Origin of the sequence: Thermomonospora echinospora, from assembly GCF_900108175.1 — a bacterium.
Lineage (GTDB): Bacteria > Actinomycetota > Actinomycetes > Streptosporangiales > Streptosporangiaceae > Thermomonospora > Thermomonospora echinospora.
The window spans coordinates 37,662-55,648 of the sequence record NZ_FNVO01000001.1; the positions used below are offsets into that span (position 1 = coordinate 37,662).

Consider the following 17,987-nt stretch of genomic DNA (forward strand, 5'->3'; position numbering starts at 1 on the left):
GACGGCGGCCAGGACACCGATCCCGGTCCGGACACCGATCCCGGCCCGGACAGCGACGGCGGCCCGCAGGGCGACCAGAACCCGGACACCGACCCCAGGGACCCGAGCGACCCGCCGCAGCAGCCGCCCGGCGACGACGGCGGGCCGGACACCGGGGACGGTGACGGCCATGACATTCCGCCGGGCCATTTCGGCGACCAGGACCCGACGCGGCCGGGCTCGGTCGGCGACAGGTTCCGCCCCGGCGTCTACGATCCGCCGGCCGACAACCCGATCGACAACTTCGACAACAAGGAGCGGGAGACCGCCGGGCGGCGGGCCGACGAGGGCATCCTCGTCACCCGGTTGCCGCGGCATCCACTCAGCCACGACGGCTACTCCTCGATGGACGCGCTGGAACGGCGCGGCCCCGACGACCCGGGCACGCCGACCGAGTACAAGGACGTCGGCAAGGACACCAAGCGCGCCATGGACCATGCTGTCAAGGAGGGGCTCGACAAGTTCAAGCCGCAGCCGGACGGCAGCTTCAACCACGGTGACATCGTCATCGACGGCCGCCGCGGCGACCTGAGTGAGCAGAACGCGGTCAACGGCCTCAAGGGCCGGCTGACCCGCATGCTGCGCGAGGACGACCCGCGCCTGGAGCACCTGGGCAGGATCGAGACCTACCTGGGCGACGGCAGCAAGATCATCTATGAGGACGGCCGCATCACTCGGATCGACGGTAACGGCGAGCGCCTGATCGGCGAGTGGGACCGCGACGCCGGACGGTTCCGTTCACCCGACGAGAACGGCCCGCCTGGTGATGACGGCCCCACCGGCGGCCCCGATCAGGACGGTGGCCCGTCCGGGACTCCGCGTGACGGCGGTGGCGTTGCGCCACCGGACGGTGACGGCCCCGGTGAAAGGCCTGCCGGCGATGGCGGCCCTGACCTGGATGGCGGTCCAGATCAGGGTGGCCCTGATCAGGGAGGCGGTCCAGATCAGGGTGGTCCTGATCAGGGTGGCGGTCCCGATCAGGACGGTGGCCCGTCCGGGACTCCGCGTGACGGCGGTGGCGCTGCGCCACCGAGCGGTGACAACCCTGGTGAAAAGCCTGCCGGCGATGGTGGCCCGGGTGACGGCGGTCCCCCGGGCGGTGACGGTCGTACCGGCGATGACGGTCAGCAGGGCCCGCAGCAGAACGGCGGCGACACGGCCGATGAGCCCGGTAGTGACCCGGGACGGCAGGACGACCCCAACGGGCACGACGACTCCGACGACCATGACGGCGACGGCTCCACCGTGGACCCCGCCGGGCAGGAGAACCCGGACTCGGGCGGGACCGGGGACGACGGTCACACCTCAGAACCGGATTCCGGCCACCACGGGGACGCCGGGTCGTTGCCGGGCCATGTGGATGAGGACGGCATCCGCCGGTTCGACAATGACGCGGACGGAGAGGCCTACGGAGAGCGGCGCCTGGGCGGCACCTACGACGCTCTGCCGGACACCCAGGCCGACGCGGTCCGGGAGTACACCCGTCACTCCTGGCCCTACAACGGCATCCTGCGCGGGTTGGAGGACCTCCCCACAAATCTGTGGAACTGGTGGAACGATGTGGAACCCGGGTGGCACATCTTCGAGATGAACGGCGGCCGGGCGCCCTCCATCGGAGACATCTACGACGCCGCGCACCGCGCGGACTTGACGCCGGAGCAGCGCCAGATCGTCAACGACATTCTGTCGGCCGACGATCCCGGCATGAGACTCGAGCAGTGGATCAGGCACTCCGGTGTCCGCGGAGTCATCGCCAGGACGTTCGGGCACTTCCCGACGGAGGCCGATTTCCGTGAGCGCATCCGGCTGATCGACGAGGCGCTCAGCCATCCGCTGCCCGAAGGGGTCGAAGTACAGCGCGGTCTGCACTCGGTGGACTTCATGGACGGCTACAGCGGGAGTATGGAGTCCCTGGTGGGGACGAGACAGACCGAGGAGGCCTATATGTCGACGGCGCTGGGAGACAGGCCGCCGACCGTCGACGGCCACGAGATGCCGATCAGGTTGCATCTGGACGTGCCGGAGGGCTCCCGCGGGCTCTGGATGGGAAGCCGGAGCATGTATCCGGACCAGCGTGAGCTGATCCTGCCGCGTAATACCGTCTACGAGATCACCGACGTGGTGCAGGACGAGAGCGGTCGATGGCACATTCATGCGAAGGTGGTGGACACCCCTCGCAATAATGGATTGTGACTTCGAGAGGACGGTGGGTGATGGGCGGCGCGAGCGGTCCTGAGCCGCAGTATCTGGTCACCGCCCCGGGGCCGGTGCGGTATGTCGAGGTGACTTATCGCGGTGAGGTGATCGGGTGCCTGTGGGCGTCGGTGAAGTACGACGCGGCGGGATACGTCCGCAGGTTGGAAGCCGAGCCGCCTGAGGCGTTCCGCGCGCCCCTGGTGTGGAGCCGGCGGTTGCGGGCGGCGAAGGCCGAGGGGCTGCCGGCGCTGGAGGCGCTACGACGGTGGCGCGGGGCGCCGGAGGATCCGGAGGGCGGGACGGTCGTGGCCGACGCCCCTGAGCGGGACGCCGACTCCTACGACGCATTGAAGAAGCAACTCAATCCCGGTCATGTGGATCCGATGGCGGACTTCTTCGCCCAGACGCCGACGTGGCCTGACGGGACCCCGATCGACCGCTCGAAGGGATGGGACCCGTTGTCACCGATGAAGATTCCCGAGACCGACTATCCGGCATCGACGGACGGTCCGGTCCGGTATCTGCCGGTGACCCGGGGGGATACGCTCCTGGGGTATCTGTGGGCGTCGGCCGCCGATGACGCGGCGTACTACGTAGGGCGCACGGATGCCGGTGCCGATGGCTGGAACGCGGGTGTGCCGTGGGTTCTGCGGCTGCGTCGGGCGCAGCGGGAGGGCCTGACCCCTTTGCAGGCTTTGCGCAGGTGGAAGGGCGCACCGGAGGACCCTCGCGCCGGGACCATCGCCGTGGACGCCCACGAGCAGGAGGCGTCCAGTCTGGACGACCTCAAGCGACTCGCCCAGCGATGAGAGGCGGCGTGTTCGGGTGAGGCGGCACGACCGCGTGCAGACATGTTCAAGGAGTCGACCCGGTGAGTAGCACCGTAGAGATCTATCTGCGCGGTGGCCGTGACGCCGCCGCCGTCGTCCAGCAGGTGGCGACGGCGTTGGACGTGCGAGGCTACTTCGGGTCGGGCGAGGGTTACGTCCTGACTCTGTCCTCTGAGCCCTGGACCACCGGTGAAGGGGTTGCGAGCCTTGACCTCGGCCCGACCGATGAGGACCTGGTGGGCGCTCTCGGCGAGACGGCCTACTCACCGTACGACTTCCGGTTGTCGATCGAACTGCGGGGAGCGCCCGGGCTGGCTCGGGCGGAACTGCGCGAACGGCTGGGGCGTCAGGTGTTCGACCGGCTCACCGCATTGCGGTGGCCCATGGCCCTGGGCGATGCGATGAGCGTCTTCGCCGACTTCCTGCCAGGCCGGGGAGTACGCGAGTTCCCGCCGGACACCGACTGGGAGGAGGCCGGGCACGACATATGGTTCGAGCCGCGCCTGCACGGCACCGAGCCGCCCGCTTCCCGGCAACCCCCCGAGCCGCTCATCCGGGGGGCGGCGACGGTGTTCGAGACCAACGGCCTGGTGCAGTTCCTGGCATGTGACGCCGCGGGCGCCAAGGCCCCTGTGGCCTCGATCCGCTCGGAGGCCGGCGCGACCCTGCTCGGCCGCACCCTCGCCGAGGTGTTGCGGTACTCGGCCAAGGAGATCCGCACCGGCCAGGCCGACCCGTGGTCGTGGCTGACGGGCATCGCCAAGTCGTCACCCGACGAGTACGCGCGCTCCGCCGTCTCCCTCGCCATCCGGCTTGAGAACGAGCAGGTAACGGCCGTTCCGCACCGCCCCCACCCGGGCGACCCCGCCGGTCACGTGGTGCAGGGCCCCGCGATCGAGGCGCTCACCGTTCACCGGCCGGGCCCATGGGACGACACGGCCATGGGCGAACTCGTTCTGGGCCTCCTCGCCGCCGCACGCGGGAGCGTCCCCGCCTAGACGCCTCCCCTTCGGCCTTGCAGGGGCGATGGACGCCGTACCGCCGTCGGCAAGGTCGTGGGGTGCGGGCAGAGCGTCCCCGGCATCGACCCCAACGCCTTCGAGCCCGGCAGGGCCTGGTCGAGCCTGGTCGGGCTCGGCGCGGCGGCGCTGGCGGGCGCCGCCGCGCCCGGGGTCAGCCGGCCGAGGGCTCGCGCCAGCGGTTGGTGATGGGCAGGCGGCGGTCGCGGCCGAAGTTCTTCGGGGTGATCTTCGGGCCGGGCGGGTACTGGCGGCGCTTGTACTCGGCCCCGTCCACCAGCCGGATCACCCGCTCCACCAGCCCGGCGTCGTGGCCGGCCGCGATCAGCGCGTCACGGCCCAGGTCGCGTTCGACGTAGTCGTCGAGCAGCGCGTCCAGCACGTCGTACTCGGGCAGCGAGTCGGTGTCGAGCTGGCCGGGGCTCAGCTCCGCCGACGGCGGCTTGTCGATGATCTCCTGGGGGATCGGCGGGGTCTGCCCGGCCGCCACGGCCTGCTCGTTGCGCCAGCGCGACAGCGCCCACACCATCGACTTGGTGACGTCCTTGATCGGCCCGTACCCACCGGCCGAGTCGCCGTACAGGGTGGAGTAGCCGGTGGCCAGCTCGCTCTTGTTGCCGGTGGTCAGCACCAGGTGGCCGTCCTGGTTCGACAGGCCCATCCAGACCACCGCGCGCACCCGGGCCTGCAGGTTCTCGGCGGCCAGGCCGGTCGGCTCCAGCTCCCGCTCGAACGCCTCGACCATGTCGTTGATCGGCACTGTGCGCGCGTGCAGGCCCTGCCGCTTGACCAGTTCCTCGGCGTCGCTGACCGAGTGCCCGGAGGAGTGGCGGCTGGGCAGCAGCACCACGTGCACGTTGTCGGGGCCGACGGCGTCGGCGGCGATGGTGGCGACCAGAGCCGAGTCGATGCCGCCGGACAGGCCGCAGATGACCGACCGGAAGCCGTTCTTGCGCACGTAGTCGCGCACGCCCAGCACCAGCGCCCCGTACACCTCGGCGAGGTCGTCCAGGGCGGGGGCGACCGGCGGGGGAACGGGCTCGTACGGCGGGACCGGCCGTGCCGACAGCACGGTGCGCTCCACCGTGATGGTGGTGCCGTCGCCGGCCTTCACCGGCTGCTCGGCGGGCTGCGGGTCGGAGGGCGCGTCCGGCAGCGACAGGTCGGCCACCAGCAGGTCCTCGGCGAACCGGGGCGCGCGGGCCAGCAGCTCGCCGTCCGGCCCCACGATCATCGAGTCGCCGTCGAAGACCAGCTCGTCCTGCCCTCCGACCATGTTGACGTAGGCCAGCGTGCAGCCGGCCTCCCGGGCCCGCCGGGCGGCCAGTTCCAGCCGCACGTCGTCCTTGGAGCGCTCGTACGGCGACCCGTTGATCACCAGCAGCAGCCCGGCCCCGGCCGCGTGGGTGACGCTCACCGGCCCGCCGTCCTGCCACAGGTCCTCGCAGATCACCGTGGCCACGTCGACGCCGGCGACCCGCACCACCGGCAGCCGGTCGCCGCGCACGAAGTAGCGGAACTCGTCGAACACGCCGTAGTTGGGCAGGTGATGCTTGGCCGAGCGGGCCGCCACCCGGCCGTCGTGCAGCCAGGCCAGCGAGTTGAGGGGGGAGCCGGCGGGCTGGCCTAGCCGCATCTGGCCGGCCGTGCGGCGGTCCAGGTAGCCGACCACCACCGGCAGGTCGCCGAGGCCTTCGGCGGCCAGCCGCCGCGCGGTGCGCTCCAGAGTCCGCTGGGACGCCTCGACGAACGAGGTGCGCAGCGCGAGGTCCTCCACCGGATAGCCGGTCAGCACCATCTCGGGGAAGGCCACCAGATGGGCGCCGGCCTCGGCCGCGCGCCGCGTCCACTCCACGACCAGGTCGGCGTTCCCCTCTAGGTCGCCGACCGTCGGATTCACCTGTGCGAGAGCCAATCGAAGCTGTGCCACGCACCCCAGGGTAGGCGGCCGTGATCGATTTCGCTCAGCAGGACCGGGCCCTGAGTTCGGCCACCCGCCGCCGGACGGCCGGGCCGAGGGCGAACTGGCCGAGGGCGGCGACCGCGCAGACGGCCGCGCAGGTGAGCCACAGCACGGGGGCGCCGGCCTCCAGCAGCCGGGTGCCGATGAGCGGCGCCAGCAGGAACCCGCCCGACCAGGACACCCCCCACAGCGCGCTGTAGCGCCCGCGCAGGTGCTCGGGGGCCAGGTCGGCGACGACCGCCTGGCCCACCGCGGCGATGGCGACCTCGCCCGCCGTCCAGACCAGCACGACGGCGGCGTACGACCACAAGCTGGAGGCGGCGGTGTACAGCGCGGTCCCGACGGCCACCACCAGCAGGCCGGTGCCGATGACCAGGCTGTGGTCGCGGCGCACCAGCCAGGTGTTGACCAGCGGCTGCGCCACGATGATCAGCACCCCGTTGCCCGCCACCGCCAGCCCGTAGGCCTGGGGGGACAGCCCGTCGGCCCGCATCGCCAGCGGCAGCGTGGTGAACGCCTGCATCAGCACGAACGTGTAGGCCAGGAACACCAGCGTGTAACCGGCCATGACGCGGTCGCGCAGCACGTCCGCGAAACCGCCCGGCACGCGCTCGCCCTTCGGCCGGCGGGCCCGGGTCTCCGGGACGGCCCGCCAGACCAGCACGCCGAACACCAGGCAGGTGACGGCGTCCGCCCAGAACAGCCACAGGAATCCGGCGCGGGCCAGCGTGCCGCCCAGCACCATGGCGACCGCGAAACCCAGGTTGATCGCCCAGAACAGCAGCCCGAACGCCCGCGGCCGCTCGTCGGGCGGGATCAGGTCGGCCACCAGGGCCGAGGAGGCGGGCCGGAACATGTCCAGCACCAGCCCCAGCAGCAGCGCCGACGCCGTGATGGCGACCGTTCCCTGCGCGTAGCCGAGCGCCAGCATGCCCGCCGCGTTGAGGAACATCGCCAGGGTCAACGTCACCCGCCGTCCGATGCGGTCGGCCAGGGCGCCCCCGATGAGCTGCGCGAACACCGAGCCCAGGCCGAGCACGGCGAGCACCAGGCCCGTCTCGCCCAGCGACAGGCCGCGCACGGTGGTCAGGTAGAGCCCCAGGAACGGCTCCACCATCGTGCCCAGCCGGTTGATCAGCGTGCCCGCCCACAGCACCCAGAAGGGACGCGGCAGCCCACCCACGCGCTCGTGCAGGAACATCGGCAGCCGGGGCGCGGGCCGGTCGGACGGCGCGGTCACGCCGTGGGTCGTGGTCATGGGCCGAGTCTGGGGAGCGACCTGCGGGTGTGCGATTCTTTTAGCGAGGGCTAAATGATCGAGTACCTGTTCACCCCGGACGACGTCGCCCGGGTCCGCTTCGCGTTCTCGCCGCTGGGCGAGCTGGTGGCGAGCCTGCGGGTGCTGGCCGACCCCTCCCGGCACGCGCTGCACCTGCCCTGGGTGCGCGAGGTGACACCCCGGCTGGAGGGGCTGCCGCTGGAACCGCTGCGGGCCCTGGTGGGCCCGGTCGGCTACATCCCGGACTTCCTGACGCCGCCGCCACGGACCCCGCTGCCGGATCTGGAGGCCGAGCTGGCCGAGGTCCGCGCCACCGAGCCGGCCATGGTGGTCGAGCAGATCGCGTGGATGGACACCGACGAGCGGGTGCCGCCCGCGCAGCGCGCCCGCACGGCCCCCGCCCGGCGTGCGCTGACGGCCGACCCCCGGGGAGCGCTGGCCCGGCTCACCGACCTGCTCGTCGAGTACTGGGCGGCCGCCGTGGAGCCACACTGGCCCAGGCTGCGCGGCCTGCTGGAGGCGGACGTGCTGCGCCGGGCCGGCGCGCTGACCGAGCAGGGCACGCACGCGCTGTTCGCCGACCTGCACCACCGGGTGAGCTGGGACGGCGAGCGGCTGACGGTCGCCGTCAACTACGCCTACCGCGTGGAACTGCGGGGCCGCGGGCTGCTGCTGGTGCCGAGCGCGTTCGTCTGGCCGGGGGTGCTGGCGATGCTGCCGCCCTACCAGCCCCAGCTGACCTATCCTCCGTACGCCGTCGCGACCCTGTGGGACCGGGGTCCCGCGCCGCCGCCAGACGCCCTCGGCGCGCTCATCGGCCGGGGCCGCGCCGCCGTCCTGGCCGGCCTGGAGACGCCGGTCTCCACCACCGAACTGGCCCGGCGGCTGGGCGTGACCCCGGGCGCGGTCAGCCAGCATCTGGCCGTGCTGCGCGACTGCGGGCTGGTCAAGGGCCACCGGGTGGGCCGCCGGGTGCTGTACGCGCGGACGGGCTCGGGAGACGCCCTGGTCGCCGCAAGCCCTTAGCGCGCCCCTAGCACGGCTCGCGTCAGCGATGCTCGGTCAGCTGATCGTCCAGGGGCGGGCGCGGCCGGACGGCCGGCCGGTGCGCCGGGACGGTCGGAACCCGCCCGCCCGGCGGGGTGTAGCGGCCGGTCTCGGTCAGCCAGTCCAGGTACGCCCGGGGCGCGTGCAGCAGGGTGCGTACCACGACGGCGACGTCGCCGCGGTCCTGCGGCCCGATCGCCAGCCGGTCGAACTCGGTCTCCAGCGAGCGGGCCGCTTCGCGCACCTGCGGGGCGCGCCGGGCGATGTGGTCGACCACCCGGGCGGCGGCCGGCGCCGCCTCCAGCCCGAGGTCGTGGCGGACCACGGCGACCAGGTTGGCGGGCACCCGCGCGGCCTGGGCGGTCTCCCGGGGGTAGGAGACCACGTCGTTGGCCCAGGTGATCAGGTCGGCGGTGCCGTCGACCAGCGCCTTCCAGGCGGGCGTGCGCTCCAGCCGGAGATCCACCTCGACCCCCAGCACCGGCTCGATGAGGTCGTACAGGAACGGAGCGGCGGCGCGGCGCCGCAGCGGGGGGTACTCCGCGAGCGCCGGCATCCGGCCGGTGCGGCGGTTGACCGCCTCGTCGGCGCAGCCCGCCCGGTGCTGCTCCATGTGGCGCAGGAAGCGGCGCCGCCACTGCGGGCTGGTGCCCGGCACGGTGTCGTGCCACAGCTCGGCCAGCGCGAGTTCCAGGGGGTTGGCCTGCGGCCTGGCGTGCCCGCGGCGCAGCGCCCCGAGCAGGTCGCCGTACAGCCCGTCGACGGCTGTGGCCGAGCCGCCCATGGGGGTGTCGTCGAGCCGGTCGTCCAGCGCGAACGTCCACACCAGCCAGCGGGCGAACAGCGCCACCCGGTCCGCGGGCGCGTGCGGGAAGACCCGGCACGCCAGCCGTTCGAGCCGGGCACGGCCCAGCGGCGAGGCGTCCGAATCCCCGATCACCAGGGCCCGGGCGCGGGCCCAGTCGTCGGTGCGCGCGCCGATCGACTGGGCGGCGGGGTGCATGCCGGAGCGGGTGGCGAACGCTGCCACCCGGTCGGCGAGTGAGAGAACGAGTGCGGCATCCACGGCCCGACCAGGCTAGAGATCACGCGGGGGGCGGTCGCCGACCGCCACGTCAAGTCTTGGGCAACTTCCGCGGGGTGCTGGGGGCCGGCCGCGGGGACGAGCCGCCGCACGGCGGTTTTCCAGGTATTTTCGGACCTGTCGCCGGGTTTGCCGTGGCAGGCCCCTTTCGGAGGGCTCTGTAACGCCGAAGAAACAGCCGCAGGGCATACTGCTAGGTAGCCGGACGTGTCGGCGCGAACGAGGCCCGCCCGGACCTGGCGAGAGGTGCCGTCCGCGGCGCCCGGGGTACAGGGGAGTGGTCTCCTGGTAATGGTGCCGGCCGGGTAGAACGGGCCGGGCAGACAGAGGCGATCGAGGGAGAGGGCCTTGGACCGTCAGCAGGAGTTCGTGCTCCGCACACTGGAGGAGCGCGACATCCGCTTCATCCGACTGTGGTTCACCGACGTGCTCGGGTTCCTGAAGTCGGTCGCGGTCGCGCCCGCCGAGCTCGAGGGCGCCTTCGCCGAGGGCATCGGCTTCGACGGCTCGGCCATCCAGGGGTTCGCCCGGGTCTACGAGGCCGACATGATCGCCAAGCCGGACCCGGCGACCTTCCAGGTGCTGCCGTGGCGGGCCGAGACGCCCGGGACGGGCCGGATGTTCTGCGACATCCTGATGCCCGACGGCACGCCGAGCTTCGCCGACCCGCGCTACGTGCTCAAGCGGGCGCTGGGCAAGGCCGCCGATCTCGGGTTCACCTTCTACACCCATCCGGAGATCGAGTTCTTCCTGATGCGGAACGTGCCGGAGGACGGGTCCGAGCCCGAGCCGGTCGACGCCGGCGGCTACTTCGACCACACCCCGCACAGCGCCGCGCACGACTTCCGGCGCAACGCGATCATGATGCTGGAGTCGATGGGCATCTCGGTGGAGTACAGCCACCACGAGGGCGCCCCCGGCCAGCAGGAGATCGACCTGCGCTACGCCGACGCGCTGACCACCGCCGACAACATCATGACCTTCCGGCTGGTGATGAAGGAGGTGGCCCTGGAGCAGGGCGTGTGGGCCTCGTTCATGCCCAAGCCGTTCACCGACCACCCCGGCTCGGGCATGCACACCCACATGTCGCTGTTCGAGGGCGACCGCAACGCCTTCTACGAGCCGGGCGCGGAGTTCCAGCTGTCGAAGGTGGCGCGGGCGTTCATCGCAGGGCTGCTGCGGCACTCCGCCGAGATCACCGCCGTCACCAACCAGTTCGTCAACTCCTACAAGCGGCTGTGGGGCGGCGTCGGCGCGTCCGCGGGCGCCGGCGGCGAGGCCCCGTCCTACATCTGCTGGGGCCACAACAACCGCTCCGCCCTGGTGCGGGTCCCGATGTACAAGCCGCAGAAGGGCCACGCCACCCGCATCGAGTTCCGTTCGCTGGACACCGCGGCCAACCCCTACCTGGCGTTCGCGGCCATCCTCGGTGCCGGCCTGAAGGGCATCGAGGAGGGCTACGAGCTGCCGCCGGGCGCCGAGGACGACGTGTGGGCGCTGACCCCGGCCGAGCGGCGGGCGATGGGCATTGAGCCGCTGCCGCAGAGCCTGGACGAGGCCATCCACGCGATGGAGCGCAGCGAGCTGATGGCCGATGTGCTGGGCGAGCACGTGTTCGACTTCTTCCTGCGCAACAAGCGGGCCGAGTGGGAGGACTACCGCCGCCAGGTCACCGCTTACGAGCGCAAGCGCTACATCGCGGTGCTGTGATCGGCGCACCGCCGCTGCGCACGCCGCCCGCCGGCCGCCCGGCCCGGGCGGTGCGCTGTCCGCGGCGTAAACTTCGGCTCTCTTCCCGGCCCGGTTTGCCTTCCGGAACCCGGATGTCCCGTTACGGTTGAGGCCGTGAGCGCGCCGTGGACACCTGAACGCCACCCTTCCCTCACCGGCCGGCTGGCCCGGCTCGGCTTCACCGACGCCGGACACGCCGAACGCCTGCTGGCCGAGGCTGCCGGCGAGCAGATCACGGTCGTCGACCCGATGCTGGACGCCCTCGGCGGCGCCGCCGATCCCGACCTGGCGCTGGCCGGGCTGCTGCGGCTGCTGGCCGGGCTGGACGGGCCCGCCCGGGCCGCGTTGCAGGCCGACGAGGGCGCCCGGCAGCGGCTGCCGGCGGTGCTGGGGGTCAGCTCCGCGCTCGGCGAGCATCTGGCCCGCCACCCGGGCGACTGGGTGGTCCTCAGCGGTGATGGAGCGGTCCAACGGCCGCGTCCGCAGCAGTTGCGCGACAGCCTGCTGCGCGCCGTGGGCGCCGATCCCGGCGCCGCCGAGCCGTGCGCCCGGGACGCCGGCCGGCCGACGCTGGAGGCGCTGCGGGCGGTCTACCGCAGGCACCTGCTGCACCTGGCCGGCCGTGACCTGACCGGGGCCGCCGACGTCGGCGAGGTCGCCGCCGAACTCGCCGATCTGGCCGCCGCCGCCCTGGAGGCCGGGCTGGCCGTGGCCCGCGCCGAGGTCCCCGAGGCGGAGCTGTGCCGGCTGGCGGTGATCGGCATGGGCAAGTGCGGCGGGCGCGAGCTGAACTACGTCAGCGACGTCGACGTGATCTTCGTGGCCGAGCCCCGGCCGGGTCAGGACGAGACCGCGGCGCTGCGCGCCGCCACCCGGCTGGCCTCGGCCCTCATGCGGGCCTGCTCGGCCAGCACCCCCGAGGGCTCGCTGTGGGAGGTCGACGCCGCGCTACGCCCGGAGGGCAAGTCCGGCCCGCTGGTGCGCACCCTGGCCAGCCACCGCGCCTACTACGAGCGGTGGGCCAAGGCCTGGGAGTTCCAGGCGCTGCTGAAGGCCCGCCCGGTGGCCGGCGACCTGGAGCTGGGCGAGGACTACATGGCCGCCATCGGCCCGCTGGTGTGGAAGGCCGCGGCGGGGGAGGGCTTCGTCGAGGACGTCCAGGCCATGCGCCGCCGCGTGGAGAGCCACCTGAACAAGCGGACCGACGAGGCCGAGCGGCAGCTCAAGCTCGGTCCCGGCGGGCTGCGCGACGTGGAGTTCGCCGTCCAGCTGCTCCAGCTCGTGCACGGCCGGGCCGACGAGACCCTGCGCAGCCCCAACACCCTGCGGGCGCTGTCGTGCCTGTCGGAGGGCGGCTACGTCGGGCGCGACGACGCCGCCGGGCTGGCCTCGGCCTACCGGTTCCTGCGCAACGTGGAGCACTTGCTCCAGCTGCACCGGCTGCGCCGCACCCACACCGTCCCCGAAGACCCGCACGACCTGCGGCGGCTCGGCCGCGCGCTGGGGCTGCGCACCGACCCGGTCGGCGAGTTCACCACCCTGTGGCGGCGGCACGCCCGCGGCGTGCGCACCATCCACGAGAAGCTGTTCTACCGGCCGCTGTTGCGTGCGGTCGCCCGGCTGCCGCAGGAGGAGGCCAGGCTGACCCCCGAGGCGGCCCGCGCCCGCCTGACCGCGCTGGGCTTCAACGACCCGGCCGGGGCGCTACGGCACATCGAGGCCCTCAGCTCGGGGGTGTCGCGGCGCGCGGCCATCCAGCGCACGCTGCTGCCGGTGATGCTGGGCTGGTTCGCCGACGCCCCCGACCCCGACGCCGGGCTGCTGGGCTTCCGCCAGGTCAGCGACGCCCTCGGCACCACCCCCTGGTACCTGCGGCTGCTGCGCGACGAGGTGACGGTGGCCGAGCGGATGGCCCGGGTGCTGGCCTCCAGCCGGTACGCCACCGACCTGCTGCTGCGCGCCCCCGAGGCGGTCGCCATCCTCGGCAGCGACGCCGAGCTGGCCCCCCGTCCCTTTGAGGCCCTGCTGAGCGAGGCGCTGGCCGCCGTCCGCCGCCGCGAGGACGGCGACCGGGCGGCCCCCGCGGAGGGGGCGGGCCCCCGCCAGGGGGCCGGCCGTGACACGCCTGCCGAGGACGCGGTGGCGGCGGTGCGCGGGCTGCGGCGCCGGGAGCTGTTTCGTATCGGCGTGAGCGACCTGCTCGGCCTGGCCGACGTGCGCACCGTCGGGGAGGCGCTCACCGACATCACTACCGTCACCATCGAGGCGGCCCTCCAGGCCGCCGTCAACAAGATCGAGATAGAGCGCCGGGGCCCGCTGCCCACCCGAATCGCCGTGGTCGCCATGGGCCGTTTCGGCGGACACGAGCTGGGCTACGGCAGCGACGCCGACGTCATGTTCGTGCACGACCCGCTGCCCGGCGCCGACGAGCGAGACGCGCAGACCGCCGCGCACGCCGTCGCCGAGGAGCTGCGCAGGCTGCTGGCCCGGCCCGCCCCCGACCCGCCCCTGCAGATCGACCCCAACCTGCGCCCCGAGGGCCGCCAGGGCCCGCTGGTGCGCACGCTGGCCTCCTACGCCGCCTACTACGCCCGCTGGTCGGCGCCTTGGGAGAGCCAGGCACTGCTGCGCGCCGACCCGATCATCGGCGACGCGGAGCTGGGCCACCGATTCCGCCGGCTGATCGACCCGATCCGCTGGCCCCGGGACGGCGTCGACGAGGCGGCGCTGCGCGAGATCCGGCGGATCAAGGCGCGGATGGAGTCCGAGCGGCTGCCGCGCGGGGTGGAGCGGCGGCTGCACACCAAGCTCGGCCCCGGCGGGCTGTCGGACGTGGAGTGGGTCGTCCAGCTGCTGCAGCTGCAGCACGCTCACGAGATCGCCGGGCTGCGCACCACCCGCACCCTGGCCGCGCTGGATGCGGCGGTGGAGGCGGGGCTGCTGGACGACGGCGACGGCGAGGTGCTCTCGTCGGCCTGGCAACTGGCCACTCGCATCCGCGGCACCATGATGCTGGTACGGGGGCGGGCCTCGGACCTGCTGCCCACCGACCACCACAAGGAGCGCAGCGCCGTGACCCGGGTCCTCGGCTATCCGGGCACCGGCGACCTGCTGGAGGATTACCGCCGGCACGCCCGCCGCGCCCGCGCCGTCGTGGAGCGCGTCTTCTACGGCGTCACGGACTGAGCTGGCCGAACTCCTCCAGGTTGTCGTCGGCCGGGTGGGCCCTGCCCATCGGGCCGGCGGCCATGGCGTGCAGCAGGTTCTCGGTGACCTTGAGGACGAAGCGCTGCCCGGCGGCGGTGACGCCGTGCCCGCAGCTCGGCCCGCGCATCGTGCACACCCACCGCATGGTGCCGGTGGCGAAGACGCCCGCGCCGCTCCTGGTGGTGTAGTAGGTGGCGTCCGCGGTCTTCACGAACGCCCCGCAGTTGATCGGCGAGTGCGCCAGCACCTCGATCGGCCGGGGCGTCGGCCCGGCCCAGTTGATCGCGTCGGTCTCCGGCCCGATCAGCCCCGGGAACCGGGTCCCCTTGCGCACGCCGGTGCCGCGGAACAGCCAGTGCCCGGGCCGGTACACGGTGAACGAGCCGGTGGCCGGGAAGCAGTTGTACATGATCCCGATGAGGTCGCTCTCGGGCCTGGGGCGTGGCGGCAACCGCCAGTCCTGGGTCGACTCGGCCGGGTTCGTCCGCGCGACCGGGTCCTCGGCGGCGTCCTTGTAGCAGATCACCAGGCGGTCCTGGCCGAGCGGCGTGTCGGCGAACCGGATGTGCCGGTTGACGGCGTTGGCCCCCAGGAAGGCGATGTTGACGCCCTGGTCGCGGGCCCGCACGGCGTTGTCGCGCATCGCCGTGGACCAGTACTCGTCGTGGCCCAGGGTGAGCAGCCCCCGCGCGCCCCGCAGCAGGTCGGCCCGCCGGTGCAGGTCGTTGTCGGTCGCATACGCCAGCGGCACGCCCGCCTTCTCGGCCTGCACGATCGCGGTGTGCTCGTACCCCATGAACTTGCCGGTGCCGTCCTTGTCGTAGGGACGGTCGAAGCTGACCGCCCGCGCCCGGTCCGGGTAGCCGCCCGGCCCGGTATAGAGGTTGCGGCCTCCCCAGGTGTTGTAGGCCTGCCAAGTGGTGGTGGCGTTCAGGACGACGATCCGCCCGGCCGTGTCCGCCGACCGCACGGTGAGCGGCACATACCGCTGGGCGCCGGAGTCGGCGGTCAGCCGCAGCAGGTAGACGCCTTCCGGCCACCCCTGGGTGGGGACGGTCAGCGACGGCTTCCAGGGGGCGACCACCGTGCCGGTCTTGGCCTCGGTCCGGGCGGCCGGCTGCCGGACCCCCGGCTGCCGGGACGACTGCCAGACCTTGCGGGCCTGGTCACCCCCGTACCAGCCCACCCGAAACGCCTCCACCCGGAAGCCCGCCGTGGTGGTGGACACCAGCAGCCGGAACGCCTCGCCCGGCAGCACGCTGACCCGGTCGGCGAAGCCCTCGATCTCCTCCTGTGCACCCTTGCGGCGCAGCTTCCAGTCCCGGGTGCCGGGGCGGGAGTTCTCCTCGGTGACCGTCGGCGAGGGGGCGGCGCCCGCGGAACGGGACGGGGCGGGCCCGGCGTCGCGCGAGGCGCTGCACCCGGCCGTCGAGAACGGGATCAGCAGGGCCGACAGGACGGCGAGGGCGATCCCCCGATGAATGCGCACGCCGCTGAATTCTGCCGTAACTGGCCCCACGACACGCTTGGGACACTCAGGTAGTGCTGCGCACCATCTGCATCCCATACCCCACGACCCGTACGGTGCCCTGCCCGAACATCCATCCGACCAGCAGCACCGCCATGCCGCCGCCCGCGTCCAGGACGAAGTGGTTGGCGGTGCCCATGATCACTACGATGGTCCCCACCGGATAGAGCACCGCCAGGATCCGTACCCAGACCTTGCGGACGACGGCGAGGATCGCCAGCGCGCACCACAGCGACCAGGCCGTGTGCAGCGAGGGCATGGCCGCGTACTGGTTGGAGATCGTCGCCACCGGCGAGGAGTCGTACAGCCCCCAGGTGTTGAAGGCGACGACGGTGTCGGTGTACCCCGGCAGCATCCGGGGCGGGGCGAGCGGATAGGACCAGAAGCCGATCAGCGCGGTGAGCGTCGTGGCGACCAGGATCCAGCGGTAGGTGGCGTACCGCGCCGGGCGCCGCACGTACAGCCACACCAGCACCCCGAGCGTCACCGCGAAGTGCAGCGTGGCGTAGTAGTAGTTCGCCGTGACGCCGAGCCACGAGCAGGTCGTGAACAGCCGGTTGACGCCGTACTCGATGTCGATGTGCAGGGCGTCCTCGATCCGCAGGATCTCGTAGGCCCGGCCGACCGACGCGGCGTGGTCGTGCGGCACAAGGTTGCGCACCATCGAGTACGCGTGGTAACAGAGCGCAATCAGTGATAACTCGACCCACCAGCGCGGTCGGCCCGGCATCCGGTCGTGCGCCCGTTCGGCGTCGCGCCCGGCCTCCCCGGCCTCCCCGGCCGCTCGCCGTCCACGGCTGCCGATGAGGCGGATCACGGGCCTGGCCATGCAGACAAGATTCTCAGACGGAGGTCATCGAGGCATCCCCGGCGACCGGTGAGTCGCCGCCCTCGCCGGGGGACCGCGACGGTGGGACCGGCGGTGCCGCGTCCCGGCCCGGCCGTACGGAGGCCGACGGCACCGGGACGAGCCGAGGCATGGCCGGCGCGTCGCAGGTCACCCGCTCACAGGCCGGGGAGCCGGCCGCCGGCCCGGTCCGGGGGCGGCGGGCGAGGAGGACCGGCCGCCGTGCGTACAGGGCTCGCGACAAGGCCAGCGCCCCCAGCACCAGGGCGACGCCCACCACGGCGTCCACGATGTAGTGGTTGGCGGTGGCGAGGATCACCAGCACCGTGACCAGCGGGTACAGCACGCCCACCGCCTTCACCCACCGTTGGGTGCCCAGCAGCACCAGCACGAACCCGCACCACAGCGCCCAGCCCGCGTGCATGGACGGCATCGCCGCGTACTGGTTGGTCAGCGTGCCCGCGCTCTGGCCCGAGTACAGTCCCCACGAGCCCAGCGCCTGCACCGGGTCCACGAAGCCCTCGCCCGGCAGGAAGCGCGGCGGGGCCAGCGGATAGAGCCAGAAGCCGAGCAACGCCACCGCCGTGGCCGCCATCAGCGCCGTCCGCAGCCACCGGTAGTGCTGCGGACGGTACCGGTACAGCCACACCACGATGCCCAGCGTCACCGCGAAGTGGGCGGTGCCGTAGAAGTAGTTGGCCGCGCGGGCCAGCCAGGAGACCTCCAGCAGCGCCTCGTTCAGGCTCAGCTCCACATCGATGCCCAGCGCCCGCTCCAGCGCGAGGATCTCACCGGCGTTCTGGAAGGCCACCGCCGTGCCGCCCCCGTTGAGCACCAGCCTGGTGAGGGTGTACGCGCTGTAGAACAGCACGAGCAGCAGCAACTCGCGCCACACCGGAGGGGCGGCGAGCAGCCGGGAGGACCAGGGCCGGGAAGCCGTCCGGGCCGACCCTGGCACGGGCCGGAAGAAGTGTCCGCATGGGGTTGGAGGGGCGGTGGGGACCATGATATCCATCTTGGTCGGCCGCCCCTCGTTTGAGATCACCGCGACGAACGGTCTTGGTCTCAGACTTGAGTAGTAGGTCCCTTGCGCGGCATCCGGGACTTACGGGGGAGAAAGGCGCCGACCGCAACAGACCAAGGTGGAGTTTGGGCGGCCCGCGCGCCGCCCACGAGCCCCACCACGGGTGCTCCGGCGACGCTGGAAAACAGCGCTC

General features: G+C 72.8%; 12 protein-coding genes. 6 read left to right on the forward strand and 6 right to left on the reverse strand.

Going from position 1 to position 17,987, the window contains the following annotated elements:
* From C4U03_RS00170 to C4U03_RS00180, 3 genes are all read left to right on the forward strand, one after another.
* On the forward strand, positions 1-2,232 hold a 2,232-nt coding region (locus C4U03_RS00170), incomplete at its 5' end, for an ADP-ribosyltransferase (RefSeq protein ID WP_327372188.1).
* 20 nt (positions 2,233-2,252) lie between these two features.
* Complete coding sequence (locus C4U03_RS00175; protein WP_103935535.1) at positions 2,253-3,044, forward strand: hypothetical protein; 792 nt, start codon at positions 2,253-2,255, stop codon at positions 3,042-3,044.
* 62 nt (positions 3,045-3,106) lie between these two features.
* Positions 3,107-4,063 carry a hypothetical protein gene (locus C4U03_RS00180; protein WP_103935536.1) on the forward strand — a complete coding sequence of 319 codons (957 nt, stop codon included), beginning with the start codon at positions 3,107-3,109 and terminating at the stop codon, positions 4,061-4,063.
* Positions 4,064-4,238: 175 nt separating this feature from the next.
* On the opposite strand, the gene C4U03_RS00185 is transcribed toward C4U03_RS00180, so the two are convergent.
* Complete coding sequence (locus C4U03_RS00185) at positions 4,239-6,014, reverse strand: NAD+ synthase (RefSeq protein ID WP_103935537.1); 1,776 nt, start codon at positions 6,012-6,014, stop codon at positions 4,239-4,241.
* 34 nt (positions 6,015-6,048) lie between these two features.
* The gene (locus tag C4U03_RS00190; protein WP_200826942.1) at positions 6,049-7,305 is read right to left on the reverse strand and encodes an MDR family MFS transporter; all 1,257 of its coding nucleotides are present in this window, start codon (positions 7,303-7,305) and stop codon (positions 6,049-6,051) included.
* 54 nt (positions 7,306-7,359) lie between these two features.
* On the opposite strand from C4U03_RS00190, the gene C4U03_RS00195 reads away from it, so the two are divergent.
* Positions 7,360-8,352 (forward strand): ArsR/SmtB family transcription factor, encoded by a 993-nt coding sequence (locus C4U03_RS00195; protein WP_103935538.1) that lies wholly within the window; start codon positions 7,360-7,362, stop codon positions 8,350-8,352.
* A 22-nt stretch (positions 8,353-8,374) separates the two neighbouring features.
* Here the strand turns inward: C4U03_RS00195 and C4U03_RS00200 are convergent, their stop codons facing one another.
* Positions 8,375-9,439, reverse strand: a complete 1,065-nt coding sequence (locus C4U03_RS00200; RefSeq protein ID WP_200826943.1) for a terpene synthase family protein — start codon at positions 9,437-9,439, stop codon at positions 8,375-8,377.
* Between the two features lie 366 nt (positions 9,440-9,805).
* On the opposite strand from C4U03_RS00200, the gene glnA reads away from it, so the two are divergent.
* Together glnA and C4U03_RS00210 are read left to right on the forward strand one after the other, a co-directional pair.
* Positions 9,806-11,167: a type I glutamate--ammonia ligase gene (glnA, locus tag C4U03_RS00205; RefSeq protein ID WP_103935539.1), complete on the forward strand. Its 1,362-nt coding sequence runs from the start codon at positions 9,806-9,808 to the stop codon at positions 11,165-11,167.
* Positions 11,168-11,302: 135 nt separating this feature from the next.
* Positions 11,303-14,374, forward strand: a complete 3,072-nt coding sequence (locus C4U03_RS00210; RefSeq protein WP_103935540.1) for a bifunctional [glutamine synthetase] adenylyltransferase/[glutamine synthetase]-adenylyl-L-tyrosine phosphorylase — start codon at positions 11,303-11,305, stop codon at positions 14,372-14,374.
* Here the strand turns inward: C4U03_RS00210 and C4U03_RS00215 are convergent.
* From C4U03_RS00215 to C4U03_RS00225, 3 genes are read right to left on the reverse strand one after another with little or no spacing between them, the layout of a single operon-like run.
* Positions 14,364-15,884, reverse strand: a complete 1,521-nt coding sequence (locus C4U03_RS00215) for a N,N-dimethylformamidase beta subunit family domain-containing protein (RefSeq protein WP_200826944.1) — start codon at positions 15,882-15,884, stop codon at positions 14,364-14,366. The two genes, C4U03_RS00210 and C4U03_RS00215, sit on opposite strands and share 11 nt — an antisense overlap.
* Positions 15,885-15,930: 46 nt before the next feature.
* The gene (locus tag C4U03_RS00220) at positions 15,931-16,752 is read right to left on the reverse strand and encodes a phosphatase PAP2 family protein (protein WP_103935541.1); all 822 of its coding nucleotides are present in this window, start codon (positions 16,750-16,752) and stop codon (positions 15,931-15,933) included.
* Between the two features lie 13 nt (positions 16,753-16,765).
* Complete coding sequence (locus C4U03_RS00225) at positions 16,766-17,728, reverse strand: phosphatase PAP2 family protein (RefSeq protein ID WP_235017518.1); 963 nt, start codon at positions 17,726-17,728, stop codon at positions 16,766-16,768.
* Positions 17,729-17,987: the final 259 nt, after the last annotated feature.

Excerpts from the sequence above, each read along its gene's own strand:
- C4U03_RS00190 (WP_200826942.1), bottom strand. The coding sequence starts at position 7,305 with ATGACCACGACCCACGGCGTGACCGCGCCGTCCGACCGGCCCGCGCCC.
- C4U03_RS00175 (WP_103935535.1), top strand. The coding sequence starts at position 2,253 with ATGGGCGGCGCGAGCGGTCCTGAGCCGCAGTATCTGGTCACCGCCCCG.
- C4U03_RS00220 (WP_103935541.1), bottom strand. The coding sequence starts at position 16,752 with ATGGCCAGGCCCGTGATCCGCCTCATCGGCAGCCGTGGACGGCGAGCG.
- C4U03_RS00195 (WP_103935538.1), top strand. The coding sequence starts at position 7,360 with ATGATCGAGTACCTGTTCACCCCGGACGACGTCGCCCGGGTCCGCTTC.